Annotated in this window: 12 protein-coding genes; 3 read left to right on the top strand and 9 right to left on the bottom strand. The window is 42.5% G+C overall.

What is annotated here, in order from left to right:
* Positions 1-219 precede the first annotated feature (219 nt).
* Together R7P69_RS16415 and mobI are read right to left on the bottom strand one after the other, a co-directional pair.
* Positions 220-510: a hypothetical protein gene (locus tag R7P69_RS16415; RefSeq protein ID WP_014386843.1), complete on the bottom strand. Its 291-nt coding sequence runs from the start codon at positions 508-510 to the stop codon at positions 220-222.
* 24 nt (positions 511-534) lie between these two features.
* Positions 535-1,089, bottom strand: a complete 555-nt coding sequence (mobI, locus tag R7P69_RS16410; protein ID WP_014386842.1) for a conjugative transfer protein MobI(A/C) — start codon at positions 1,087-1,089, stop codon at positions 535-537.
* Positions 1,090-1,561: 472 nt separating this feature from the next.
* Between mobI and R7P69_RS16405 the strand changes: the two genes are divergently transcribed.
* Both R7P69_RS16405 and R7P69_RS16400 read left to right on the top strand, forming a co-directional pair.
* Positions 1,562-2,539, top strand: a complete 978-nt coding sequence (locus tag R7P69_RS16405; RefSeq protein ID WP_014386841.1) for a ParM/StbA family protein — start codon at positions 1,562-1,564, stop codon at positions 2,537-2,539.
* A 13-nt stretch (positions 2,540-2,552) separates the two neighbouring features.
* The gene (locus R7P69_RS16400; RefSeq protein WP_014386840.1) at positions 2,553-2,828 is read left to right on the top strand and encodes a hypothetical protein; all 276 of its coding nucleotides are present in this window, start codon (positions 2,553-2,555) and stop codon (positions 2,826-2,828) included.
* 76 nt (positions 2,829-2,904) lie between these two features.
* On the opposite strand, the gene R7P69_RS16395 is transcribed toward R7P69_RS16400, so the two are convergent.
* Genes R7P69_RS16395 through R7P69_RS16380 form a run of 4 tightly spaced genes read right to left on the bottom strand, consistent with a single transcriptional unit; the run spans position 2,905 to position 4,922 of the window.
* Positions 2,905-3,432, bottom strand: coding sequence for a FlhC family transcriptional regulator (locus R7P69_RS16395; protein WP_342749706.1), 528 nt, complete (start codon positions 3,430-3,432; stop codon positions 2,905-2,907).
* Between the two features lie 37 nt (positions 3,433-3,469).
* Positions 3,470-4,075 (bottom strand): hypothetical protein, encoded by a 606-nt coding sequence (locus tag R7P69_RS16390; RefSeq protein ID WP_014386838.1) that lies wholly within the window; start codon positions 4,073-4,075, stop codon positions 3,470-3,472.
* Position 4,076: 1 nt separating this feature from the next.
* Entirely contained in the window at positions 4,077-4,619 is a 543-nt protein-coding gene (locus R7P69_RS16385; RefSeq protein WP_014386837.1) for a transglycosylase SLT domain-containing protein, read from the bottom strand.
* Positions 4,620-4,664: 45 nt separating this feature from the next.
* Positions 4,665-4,922: a helix-turn-helix domain-containing protein gene (locus R7P69_RS16380; protein ID WP_032073043.1), complete on the bottom strand. Its 258-nt coding sequence runs from the start codon at positions 4,920-4,922 to the stop codon at positions 4,665-4,667.
* A 702-nt stretch (positions 4,923-5,624) separates the two neighbouring features.
* Between R7P69_RS16380 and R7P69_RS16375 the strand changes: the two genes are divergently transcribed.
* Positions 5,625-6,011, top strand: a complete 387-nt coding sequence (locus R7P69_RS16375; protein WP_109320325.1) for a hypothetical protein — start codon at positions 5,625-5,627, stop codon at positions 6,009-6,011.
* Positions 6,012-6,061: 50 nt separating this feature from the next.
* On the opposite strand, the gene R7P69_RS16370 is transcribed toward R7P69_RS16375, so the two are convergent.
* Genes R7P69_RS16370 through traF form a run of 3 tightly spaced genes read right to left on the bottom strand, consistent with a single transcriptional unit; the run spans position 6,062 to position 12,155 of the window.
* Positions 6,062-9,703, bottom strand: a complete 3,642-nt coding sequence (locus tag R7P69_RS16370; protein ID WP_014386834.1) for a conjugal transfer protein TraG N-terminal domain-containing protein — start codon at positions 9,701-9,703, stop codon at positions 6,062-6,064.
* A gap of 6 nt (positions 9,704-9,709) precedes the next feature.
* Positions 9,710-11,149 carry a conjugal transfer protein TraH gene (locus tag R7P69_RS16365; protein ID WP_014386833.1) on the bottom strand — a complete coding sequence of 480 codons (1,440 nt, stop codon included), beginning with the start codon at positions 11,147-11,149 and terminating at the stop codon, positions 9,710-9,712.
* A gap of 1 nt (position 11,150) precedes the next feature.
* Positions 11,151-12,155 (bottom strand): conjugal transfer protein TraF, encoded by a 1,005-nt coding sequence (gene traF / locus R7P69_RS16360; protein WP_220769851.1) that lies wholly within the window; start codon positions 12,153-12,155, stop codon positions 11,151-11,153.
* Positions 12,156-12,210: the final 55 nt, after the last annotated feature.

The raw sequence follows: 12,210 nt of genomic DNA, 5'->3' as shown, positions 1-12,210 counted from the left end.
CACCTAATGGAAGTAAGCCGAGAGGATGTAAGCCATTATTTCGACTCTGACATTAAAACCTTTGCTGTGTCTCAATGCTGCTCTTAACAACGTGCAAATTCTGTGTATCAGTAAGGTTTGTTGTGAGGTGACAAATGATGTTTTTATCCACAGAAAAAGTGGATAAGTTTTGTACTAACACCAATTCCTCTGTGTCTTGTGAGTGCAAATTACCCTTGCTTAACTTGCGTATAAAGCTACTAGTGATAGCAATCCCATAGCGAACGCACCGCTTAAACATAGTTGCAGCACACGACGGCATTTAACTTGTTTGTCTGTCATAAAGCGCTGTGTGGCACTCTCATAGGAGAAGTGAGCAAATTCACCTCGCAATGTATCACTGGTTCCGTTAAAAGCGTTAGAGAGCTTTCTAGGCGCTCTCTCGTTGATCCTTTTACTCACTCGTGATCGTTTGATCATTTTTTCACATTTGCCTAATTTTGCCATTTCAGTGGCTGATACAGAATTCATGTTGGTCTCCTTGGTTCATTGTTCTTATAGTTCAACCTTTCGCTTATCAATAAGTTTTTCGTAGTCATTCAGAAGCCTACGGATCTTCATTAGTACATTTGAGCGTTGTCTTAGCACTGCGTAGTATTCTTCGGTCATTTTTATGGACTTGAACTCATCGTCAGTGGCTTTTTTGAATGCTGACAAGTCGTATTGATTGCCTGTCCCTTTCTTGAGGTATGTTGAATACACTTGGGATTTACCCCCCTTTGGATCTGGCTTGAAACGGTTTAAAAACCATTCGGCAGATAGGCTTCTTCCATTCATTCTTGCCCTAGTTCCGAATCGCCATTGATTATTTTCGTCCTCTTCTTCTCTGGCTATTCTGTTTGATGCCCAATGTACGTCTGCTCTTTTCTTTGCTTCAACGATAAGAACTTTCATCTCTTGCTCTAGTGCGGTTTGTATCTCTAGAACAAAGTCTCTTGATATTGCTTCAATGTCATCAAGGTACAGTTCAGATCTTTCATCCTCATTTTTGGGATCTAACAAAAGATCCCAGTCTATATTTGCCTTCTTACTGGTTTTATCCGTACTCATTTCTTAGGCTCCTGAGCTGGCTTTAGCGTGGCTAATAGCAAAATTCCTAACCAATTCCTATCCAAATACCTATCTATCTGGAGGATTTAACTCTTTTATCCAGATAGATAGGTACTCTCTTACGATAGCTCGTGAATTATTTTTGTCAACGCTCTATCTATCTGGATAATTTGTTACCAATATCCTAGATATTGCAATCTTTATGATTATGTATCGGTTTTATCCAGATAGATATAGGATTTCTACTCATAAATATTTCACTATACACCAGCGAGGTTATTAAAGAGTCTTGAGCAAATGCTTCGATTGTTGCTTTTTTTTGGTTTTTTTAATCGAAAAGCAATCTAAACGCCCCTTTTGGGCAATTGTGGAGGCGGTCTTGGTAAATGTCGTGATGTAAATTGTCTCTCATCGGCTGAATTGCATCTAAAAGCCATCTTGTGATTACTTTTTGATTTAATAGGAGTGGGGCATGTTTGTTCTTGGTCTAGATATTGGATACTCAAACTTAAAACTTGCATACGGAGAGAAGGGGGAAGAGCCTAAGGTTGAAGTTCTGCCTGTAGGCGCTGGGCCAGCAGAGCTTATGCCTCAGCAGTTAATGGGAGGCGCGTCTAATTGTATCCTGGTGGACATAGACGGAGAAAAATGGGTCGCTGGGGTAGAGCCAGATCGATTGCAGGGTTGGGAAAGAGAGTTACATGGTGATTATCCCTCAACCAAATCGTATAAGGCTTTATTTTTAGCTGGCTTACTTTTGAGCGGACGTTCAGAGATTGATGTTCTTGTAACTGGTCTTCCTGTTGATCAGTTTATGGATAAGTCTAAGAGAGATGCACTTGTTGAACGTCTTACTGGTGAGCATCAAATTTCACCTAAAAGAAAGGTGCTGGTGAAATCAGTTGTAGTCGTGCCTCAGCCTGCCGGAGCGTATATGGATGTGGTTAGTTCTTGCGATGATGAGGAACTGTTAGAAATCATAAATGAAGGTCGAACAGTTGTTATTGACCCTGGGTTTTTTAGTGTTGATTGGGTCGCTCTCGAAGAGGGGGAGGTACGTTATCAATCTTCTGGTACGTCTCTGAAAGCAATGTCTATTCTTCTACAGGAACTAAATAGACTAATACAAGAGGACTATGGTACGGGACCTGGATTAGAAAAAATCGAAAAAGCTATCCGCTCGAATAAGAAAGAATTGCTTCTACACGGTTCGAAAGTTCCTCTTAGTGAGTACTTCGATAAGGCTGCGTCTAAGGTTGCTCCAAATGCATTAACGCCTATGAAGAAGTCTATGCGTGAAGAAGGTATGGCTGCTGATGCTGTGTTGCTTGCTGGTGGAGGAGCTTCGGCTTACAAAGAAGCTGCAAAAGAACTGTTCCCTCATTCAAAGGTTGTGGTTCCTTCCAACGCAGTGGCATCGAATGCTCGTGGTTTTTGGTTCTGCGGCTAGTTAAGGGGGACATATGGCTAGTAGTGATTGGGATGGGAAAATTAGTAATTTCAAAGTCTCAGAGCAGGCATTTCCCGAGCTTTATCAAGAGCTATCTCAAATGCATCATAAGGAACGTTGTGACCGTCTTAGATGTTTAGCTATGTTAGGTATGTATGCTCTTAGAGGTGGGGCAATGACTACAGTCCAACACTTTAGCCCTCCACTTGAAGAGCAGGTTGAAGAGAAAAATAATAAGTTAGACAAAGCTAGGAATGGGTTGAAAGGTAAATTGCTGCAAAGTGTATGACGCAGATTGTAAATAGAGCGTTGTTCCAATAGAAAAGGGGTGAGAAATCTCACCCCTTTTTTAATCAATGAGCAAATCAAGCATAAGAATAGTTGCTTTCATGGGTGAGCGATTCTTCTTCATTTTTTCCGCTACATGCTTGGTTTTTACAGAAAGGGCAATCCACACTTGTTCTTTGATTAACTGATGTGAAGTAGTTGCACTTGCAGCTATGACAAGTTTCTATCATAGCTTCACCAGAACGCAGCTCTTGGGCTAAACACCACGCATCGGTGATGTCGAGCATCTGCCAACGAGTTCCTTTCATTCCAGGCGTCTCATTTCTAATAGCGCAATACATTTGGTAAGCCACATGGAGTGCATCAATGTTTATTGAACGAAGGGCCGCTTCGCCAGCTATATTGTAATAAAGCTGCATCAATAGAGACGCTTCAATCTTTGATGTATGGCTATGAATCAAAGTTGCACCTCCACGCGCAGTTCTACTCTTCCTGCAAATTTCAAGACCTTCATCTTCTAGCTCTTTGTACATTCTACGTACTTGCTTGTAGGTAAGTCCTGTTTCTACCATGATGATCTTGGTAATGTATCCAGCCAAAGCCATGTTCCTAGCCGATATCCATCGGGCCAAAGAGTTTGAATTACAACTCATTGCCGCCTCCCGTTGTAGTTATAGATTGTTGATGCTTCTTTAAAATGAGGTGTGTAACCCTTTGTTCGTCACTGTCCAGAATTTCTCTCACCAGCTCAGGTGAAAACCTGATCGAAAATGGCATGTCCTGGCTACATGCTAAGTTTCTTAGTTGATTATCAGAGGCTTGAGATACGATTTTTGTAAGGTTGACTGAGACCCCGAAAGTTTGCGCTGCAATATTAATGTCTTGCTGTGACACTTTTCCCATAAGCAGCCAATATGCAGCCCCAAATCCAGAGTCAGAAGAAGGCGTCAAACAAATTTGATCGAAGGATTGCTCCAAGTGTGAGATATAGATTTTTTCTGGCGAGGAAAGCTTAAAAGAAAGGATTACACCTGATGATAAGAGCTCTAATTGATGCTTTGTAGCATCCGCAAGTGCTTCCACTGTTTCCAGTGGAAGAGAAAATTGCTCCGAGACTTCTCGTGGGTGGATTTCTGCTAGGTGCTTCAACAATGTCCATAAAGACAGATCAAATTCGTAAACATTTCTATCAGCCTGGGATTCACTAAGAGAGGCAATATTCATATTGTAAGAACATGAGTAGTCCATCCTAAATGCCCTCAGTATCCAAGTTTCTATAAATGGCAAGGATTCGACTGCCGTAATTTCTTGCTCTAGCTTCATCAGACCAGGTGTAATAACGACCGATGCCTAGCTCCAAATCTCCAGGAGCGGACGAAATGCACTGGGCTAAGTAACCAGCTCCGACGTCAACGTTTTTAGCAGGGTCCAAGAGCTCATCTGGAGAACTTACTTTATCTCCATGCCAACGCAGATTGATTTGCATCATACCTACGTCAACATTTCTTCCGTGCTGAGCGAGAAGTGCATCGAGTTTTAACTTGGCTGATTCGAGAGAGGTCTCGTAATGAGGACCACCTTTGAGTGTCCTTAATGCCCAAGGCCAAGGGCTAATGTTTCCATCACCTCGACCTGTAGCTGACTCAGCCAACGCAACAGAGTACAAAAGCTTCGCTTCTACACCGTGTTTTATTGCTGCCTTTTCGAATACTGTACCAGTTAAGTCAATCGCGTTTGCTACGCTAGACATCCCGAGCAACGTAATTGCTATAAACTTCTTGACCCTTGCCATATATGAAAACCCTTATTTTCCTAGCCAGTCCTTCGGGGTGATCCCTTAAACTTTCAATTTTTCTTTTGGTAATCCGTCTTCGTATCTTTCCGGCCATATCTCAGTAGGCTTTTTGTTTAACGCTTGTGCGATAACGTACTCCCAGCGCGGGGACGGTTCGTACAAAGTGTTAGAAAGTACTTGTCGAGATGTTTTGTGCTCCCTTGCCAGGGATGCCAGGGATTTCCCTTGTATCTTTAATTGATACTTTATCCAACTGCGTTTCTGTTCTTCGTTTTGGGGAATTTCGCTATTCAAATACATCCTTTGTCTCTCTATTACCAAACTCTTTTTAAAGTTGCTTTCTTGTCGTTTGTTGACATTTCTTGACGTATTATGACCTTATTTATAGGATCATAAAGTGAGCCTATCAACAGAAAAAAACTTTAAAAATAGTTTTATCTTGCGTGGTAACGTTTTTTGCAGTAAGCGAATTGAAATTTGAAGTTTAATTTTTATGCAGGTGCTTTTGACCTGCTAGAATTTTATGCCCAGTTGGGTTGGAGTCATGGGCTATAGGCGTACCATTCGGGGGAGTGGTACGAAGAGGCAGAGTACCAAAAAGGAATGTACTCTACGTGTGTGTAGTAAGCTAAATAAGGTTTAGGAACCGAGCGGGCGCTGGTTCCTAATAAATTCACAACTAACCCTAAGGGTGATTCTTATTAATACTCTGACTTGCAGATGGGATCAGATGCAATTGCAACCATTACATTTGACCGAATAGGGTGCATTTTAACCACTAATAAAATTATAATCAACTGATTTCACAAATGGTTCTTTATTATATTTAGCGTATTCATCACATTTTTGCTGAGTGAAAGTCACATTTTTCATATTTTTCTATATGAAGATGGCGTTATAGGCACTTTCACATGTGAAAGTGAGTAGTAGAAGACGGATTCATGGTTGCATTATTTGATTCTGTGTTATATTGGTATTATGAAATTCGTTGAGGGTAAGAGCATGAAGCATGTCATTAATATTATCGGTTTGTTTCTGTTGCTGCTGGGGTTTGTTATGGCAGCGGATACTGCTTGGGGATGGGCTTTGATGTCTGTTCCTGTAATGTACTGGACGTTGGGGTTTGTGTTATTGGTTCATAAAAGTCCATTTGCAGCGATTGTTTTCTGGTCTGCTGTCGCATACATACAGTGGCAAGTAGCATTGGTAGCAATGATGGCTTTTATTCTTTTCGTTGGGATGCGCGCTGTTTATTCTGGTGGTGTTAATAAAATAGGAACTGGGAGATGCGCAAAGAAAAAACGACACAATCCCGCTACAGGTTTGCCAATGATGGGCCACAAAGGTATGGATGTAGATTCAAATGGTAATCCTTTTAATACCTTCTAAATAAAAAGGAGCACTTGGTGCTCCTTTTGGATTCGGGTGAAAGGGAAGAATTAATCGAATTGCTGATTTGCAATGTTGTAGCCACGAACGGCAGTAAGATAACTTCCTGATCTATCTCCAGCGTCACCTGCATTTTGTAAAACATTCACAAGTTGGTCTGTAAACTCTTGGTTTTGTTGAGATAAAACAGGGCTGCCATCTTCATTCATCATTACTGAACCATTAGCATCAGTTTCAGCATACTGCATTTTTAAGTTGTTAACAGCTTGACTCATTCTATCTTGGTTAGTATCAAAAGATTCAGCATAAACAGCCGCTTGTTCGTTTGTTAAACCGTATCTCGATGTCCCGAGCTCAGCCATAGTTTGCTTGAATTCATCTCCATATTGTTCCATGAAATTAGCTGCTGCACTACCGCCAGCTTCCGCTGCCGACGCTGCCGCTGCTGCGTAGAATGCCCCTCGTTGTTCTAAGCTCATTCCTTTAGCTGCTTCTGAGAGATCCGACTCTCCCGTTAACCACTCTTTGGCTGCGTTGTAACCGCTAGCTGCTGCGCCAATAACATTACGACCTAATTTTGCCGCTGCAACTGCCATTTCTCCGCCAAAGCCGTACTCTTCGGATATATAGTCGTCACCACGTTGAGTCGCTTCGATAAACTGGTCCCTTTGTTCTGGTGTCATGGTTCGCAACTGATCCATTGCATTTGAAAAATCGCTCGCTGTCGCCTGTCCACCAGCTACTGCTGCACCACCAACTTGCTCAGCTCTTCGAGCCAACCAGTCTCCAGTATTGTCTACTGCCCCCCAAGTGGAAGCGCTCCATGACATATCCGGCAAAGCATTGAGCATATTATTTCTTGCTTTTTGCTCTTCTGGGCTAGAAACAGCTCGGTTAGTCTGATTTGCAAGATTGCCTAATTGTTGGAGGTTTGCATCATGTTCGCCAGTTACCGGAGTAACAGGAGGTGTTGGTGGCGTTTCTGTTACCGGAGCTGTGCCAGACGTACTGATTGTGTTCTCCCTAAAATTGGAAGGTAAAACAGGACCGCTTCCAACGTTGCTGCCAACTGTCTGCCCTAAATTCTCTGGCACAGTCGGAGGAGTGAGGCCGCTGTACTGTAGAGGGTCGCTTTCAAATCCGCTATTTCTCCCGGTAGCTAAGTTGATTGCACTAACAGCAGCTTGGAAGCCTCCAACTTGTTGCCCTGGCTGATAGTTGTTGGTATTTGTCATAGCTGTCAGTCTAGCTGCCGCTTTAGCTACACCTGGGTCCATGCCATAACCACGATATCTTTGTTCGAGATTTGCCGCTTCTTTTCGAACTGAGTCCGGTGCATTTTGATAATGTTGGTTGAGGTAATCCATTGCTTCTGGCGAGCGAGCGACTTCGCCACCCAATGTTTTAAAGTCGCTATTTGTCATCGAGCCCATAGAGTTTTGCAATTGATCCATTGTTGTATATGCATTAGTGGCAGAAACAAGCTCTTGTGCAGACTTAGATAGATTTTGAGATAAATTATCACCCCATGACTGTTTAAAGGATTCGCCACCTTGTCTATTAATGCCATGAGCTAATTGATTGGTAAGTGCCTGAGAATCAGTCTTCCCCCATGAAACATTTTTCATGAATTGCGATACATCACTGGCAGACCATGTTGACGTATCTGTTGCAGACGATTCCGTTTTTCCCTGGGCTTGAGCAGTTAGACCTACAATATCACCACCACCGCCTTTGGCTCCATCCTCTTGAGAAGGTATAGTTGCCAAACCAGTTCCTTTGGAGGGACCTTTAACTGCATTTTTTACTGCTGCACGAGCGGTGCCCATCAGTGGCATTACCATTGCCGCAGCTTCTTTTACATCTAAAGAGCCTGTAGCCTGCATTGCGAACGCGCCTTTTACAGCATCGGCATGTTGATCATCAACTTGAAACTTATCCATGAAGCTTTTAGCTTGTTGATTAACCAACTGGCTTTGTTGAGTGTTTTGTGAACCGATTGTTCGGCCAATGCTAGAAAGACGGGAGTATGCTTGGTCTTGTGATACGCCATGAGAAAAACCTCGGCCAAGGGTGTCTGAGAATGCTTCTGACTTCTGGCTTTGTACTGCCCTTGCTGAGCTAACCCCGCTTCCAATAGATGAGCCAAGAGAAAATGAACTGATCATGCTTTCCGCTCCTGTTGCCATCGTCCCACTAAATTGGTTGTGGTTATATGCAGGTTGACTGTTCATTACTGGGCCTTGATTCAAAGCGTCAGGCGACTGAATTTTCTCATTGACATGATCAGAACCGTTAACCCTGTTAGCTAGACTGGTAAATGCGTATGTTGATCCTGTCACTATGAATAGTGAAATAATAGGAGTGGCTGCTGCTAACATTCCCCCCGTAGCGATCCAGTTCTGTAGAATGTCTCCTGTTGAGGATAATGCATACATTGAGTTTAAGCCTGGTGTAGACAGGCTTGCCATTTCATTAGTCGCTGCTGTATGAATGAATAGGTTTGTTATAGATAGAACTGGCATCCATAGCTGTATCCAGAGAACCGTTTGGAAGTATTTTCCTGCCAACGTCATTCCCATTGAACCCATAACGATGATAAAGCCCATTATAGGAGTTATCGCGTAAACAAAACCTTCAAAGAACGTTAACATCGGTCTGACGACTGACATGAACATAGATTGCTCTGCTGCCCATTGAGTGTTTCGCTGTTGAATCGCTTGGTTAATCATCAATGCAGAACCATAGTCTTGAAGGTCCTGGTATCGTCCGGCAGCTGCTTCATAATACAAAGGCTCTAGTAGAGCGACTTTTGTATATTCTACTGCTGAGGTGGAAATTGCTCCTACTGCTTGTAATGAGTCAGCTATCTTTGTTAGAGCATTTACACCTGTATAGGTAGGATCTACACCAAGTAGATTGTTTAAAGCGTTATTTACATTGGACCCACTTAGGTTATTTAATGCCCCAACAATGCCAACCCCCTCAGCTGTAGACCATGCCTCACTACAAGTAAAATCACCACCATCGGGATTCGACGCGTTTAGATATACACGCGTTCCGTATAGTGAAGAATTGAATTGTAAGGCTTGATCTAAAGGGAGTGTTAGAAGCTCATCTAAGCTCATCAGGTTGAGATCTACTTTTGTTAGCGTACATTCTCTAATGTAATTAGAAACTGAGCGACGAACATCAACATAGCCACCACCTTGCTCTTGGTTTAGGGCTGTAAAAATAGCGCTATCGTACACACCGCGTCTTACATCATTCAGTAGCTTGAGTGTTTCAGAAAAGTGAGTTTCAGTAACATTGGGTACGATAATGCCGTAACCAGTCTCAAATAATTTTGTTAGGGTGTAGCCAACATTCGATATAACACCTCCGGCAAAGCCTATACCAATCGGCACGTTTGCCACAGGACGAACTTGCCCGGTGTAAGCATCTTCAATCTTGACTAATGAAGTCGGTACGAAGAAGCAGGCGTATAGTAGCCACCCCATAAAAATTTGCTGAATATTGATCTGTTTTGCCCCTTGGAAAACAGATTGAACGGTTATCATCACTACACCAATAAGCAACCCAACACTGACCATCTTGGTGAAGTCATTGGTCCCCGTGATCATGGCTACAGCAATTAATATCTGCTCAAGAAATGCTGAGTCGCCAATGGAGTAAATAGTAAATTCAGGCATGAAGTTTTACTCCTTTGTTCTTGGTGCTTTAGTTAGCGTCGATAACATATATTTTTGCTTTCGAACGTTATTTAGGAGGTTGTTGTACTTTTCGATTTGAGAAGAGAGATCTCCATATTGAGCTGTAAGAATTGAGTATTCGGCTCTCATGTTGGCTTGAGATTCACGTAATACTTCCAACGCTTGCTGTTTATAAGGACTATCACTGTTTGATATAGCAATAAATGCAGCTCTGAAAAGCTCATTAGTAAATGAATACATCATTGCTAGAGAAATCGCTCCAGACGACTCTGAGGCAAATAACATTGCAGAGTCTTTAGATAGAACAGAAAGATTTCGGATGATTGCACCTATACCAACAGGTAAGCTAGCTAAAAAGTTTTGCTCGCTAGTTGATAGTGTTCCAGCATTACTAGCAAACTTGAAAATAATACCTGTAGATGTACTTGAACCAATAAGCATATCTTCAATTTGGCTCTTTATGCCTGTGATGTTGACGGTTTTAACACCGCCACCAGTTGCCCCAGCGCTTAGGCAATTTTCAGTATCTGAACCACATGAGTATATTTCAACGTTACTACCAGTGATTAGATCTGAAATTTGGATTTTATTGCCAGGTAAAGTGGTGATTGGTGTCGTTTTTTCCGTAATACTTGCGTGTGAATCATTAACAATATCACCGATTATTACTGTTCCCGTCACAGACATTATGGCTTCTAGTAATGTGTTGTCTCCGTATGTGAACCATGCGTTTGCATTATTTTTCTTCAATTGCTTCCAGATGATATTACCAATCATTTTCTTGTACTCATCTGGGTTGTTTGATTTCAATTGTTCGAGTGGTGTAGAACCGCCTTGCTCTTGCTTAGATGAGAATACATCGTCAAACAGACCCGTTGTGGTAGCTGTAATGGAAGCGTCAGTTTTGTGTTTAACATCGAATGAAGAGGTAGCGTCATTTACGATACCTTGTGCAAGTTGACAAGAATTACCCAAATATTGGTTTAATTGTTGTATTTTCTTTTGGAAGTTTTCTATCCATTTTGCACCATCAGGAAAGACGTTATCCAATGCTAATTGGAATGCGTATCCCTTTGCATTTGCAGCTACCGAACGCAGCAAAGTGACGATTTGTTCTGCGTTAACAAAGCTCAATGAGCCCCCAAATAGGTCAACACCACCACAACCAGCTTTCCATGATGGAGGTGTGAATGACACTAGGTTTTCATTAAATATGCGTGTTTTCGTGGTGTATCGACCACCAGCCAGAACCCCTCGACGCTGTGTTTCAAATACACCTGGTTGAGTGACATTGCTCATTTCATTGAAAAGGGCGTCCATTTCAGACTTTAAGCCGTTAGCTGTAGATATACTCGGTACTGTCCACAGAACGGATGCTACGCAAATAGCGAGAGCTTTCTTCCGCAGCTTGTTCTTTCTGAACATCTTATTTCTCCTTAATTTTTTCGCGGATGAAGTCCATCAATTGTTCCGGCGGGATATAGTTCCCTTTATCATCCGTCATGATTTCTTCTAAGGAAGCCTCACCTGTTTTATCGGTAAGAATTTCCGCAATGTTGTTGTCGGTATTAACCAGTGCTCTTGTTTTGTTGAATTCGTCATCACTGATCCAACCTGCTCGGCGAGCAGTAACTAGAATTCGATTGGCTGTATCTGGAAGTGACATTACCCCTTGCCCAACAGGAGCAAAACTCCCATCTGGTGAAGCTAAGAATAAAGCTGGGTAGGTGACGACACCTAGCTGTTCGGCATGGCCGTTATCTACTTTGAACTCGGGGAAAATGTTTCCTGGGAAAGGGGTGCCGTCAGAAGATACTGCCACGACAGTAAATCCATATCCTTGCTCAAGCATTTTGACTATTGGAGCCTGTATTTCGCACATTTCGCAGTTTGGCTGGTAGAAGAAAAATAGACCCACACGACTTGCTACAGTCCCAAGTAATGTCTGCCTTTCCTTCCCAGCCTTACTATCTACTTGCTGAGATGCGAACGTGGCATAAGGTCTTCTGGACACTTCATCAAGATAAGGATCACCTAAAATAGCCAGTTCATATGCATCTTGCGCTTGTTCTGAACGATCCATTGCGAATCGCTGCATGTAAGCAAAAGCTTTAGCGTTCTCAATGGTTGGGTTATCCCACCAAGCATCTTTGTATTTAGGTAAGTTCTCTCTAAACCACGCAGCAGAAAAATATTCAGGTCCTTCACTCTGGGCCATCTGTTCTTGCTCAGGAGGTGGTGGGGGAGGTTGCACTGCTACTGGCTTAGGTTTAGGTACTTCTTTTTCTTCTGGCTCGACTTCATAGAAAAACCATCCTTCCGCCTTTCTATCGTAAAAGCCGGGCCTACTGTCTTCTGCTACGGAGATATTTGGCATTGAGGCTATCAATGCCAGCGCTAAAGTAGCTTTCTTTAAAGTCTTGTTGTTCATGTCACCACACATATTTTCCCATTCAGGCATATGGTAACGGGGGGGAGGATTAAGG

The organism is Vibrio sp. 661 (assembly GCF_033339315.1).
GTDB classification, from domain to species: domain Bacteria; phylum Pseudomonadota; class Gammaproteobacteria; order Enterobacterales; family Vibrionaceae; genus Vibrio; species Vibrio alginolyticus.
This window is presented reverse-complemented; position numbering and strand designations above follow the sequence as displayed.

Bases quoted from the DNA above. Each gene is read 5' to 3' on its own strand.
- R7P69_RS16370 (WP_014386834.1), bottom strand. From the start codon at position 9,703: ATGCCTGAATTTACTATTTACTCCATTGGCGACTCAGCATTTCTTGAG.
- R7P69_RS16385 (WP_014386837.1), bottom strand. From the start codon at position 4,619: ATGGCAAGGGTCAAGAAGTTTATAGCAATTACGTTGCTCGGGATGTCT.
- R7P69_RS16405 (WP_014386841.1), top strand. From the start codon at position 1,562: ATGTTTGTTCTTGGTCTAGATATTGGATACTCAAACTTAAAACTTGCA.
- R7P69_RS16390 (WP_014386838.1), bottom strand. From the start codon at position 4,075: ATGGACTACTCATGTTCTTACAATATGAATATTGCCTCTCTTAGTGAA.
- R7P69_RS16400 (WP_014386840.1), top strand. From the start codon at position 2,553: ATGGCTAGTAGTGATTGGGATGGGAAAATTAGTAATTTCAAAGTCTCA.
- mobI (WP_014386842.1), bottom strand. From the start codon at position 1,089: ATGAGTACGGATAAAACCAGTAAGAAGGCAAATATAGACTGGGATCTT.
- R7P69_RS16365 (WP_014386833.1), bottom strand. From the start codon at position 11,149: ATGTTCAGAAAGAACAAGCTGCGGAAGAAAGCTCTCGCTATTTGCGTA.
- R7P69_RS16375 (WP_109320325.1), top strand. From the start codon at position 5,625: ATGAAGCATGTCATTAATATTATCGGTTTGTTTCTGTTGCTGCTGGGG.
- R7P69_RS16415 (WP_014386843.1), bottom strand. From the start codon at position 510: ATGAATTCTGTATCAGCCACTGAAATGGCAAAATTAGGCAAATGTGAA.
- traF (WP_220769851.1), bottom strand. From the start codon at position 12,155: ATGAACAACAAGACTTTAAAGAAAGCTACTTTAGCGCTGGCATTGATA.
- R7P69_RS16380 (WP_032073043.1), bottom strand. From the start codon at position 4,922: ATGTATTTGAATAGCGAAATTCCCCAAAACGAAGAACAGAAACGCAGT.
- R7P69_RS16395 (WP_342749706.1), bottom strand. From the start codon at position 3,432: ATGGCTTTGGCTGGATACATTACCAAGATCATCATGGTAGAAACAGGA.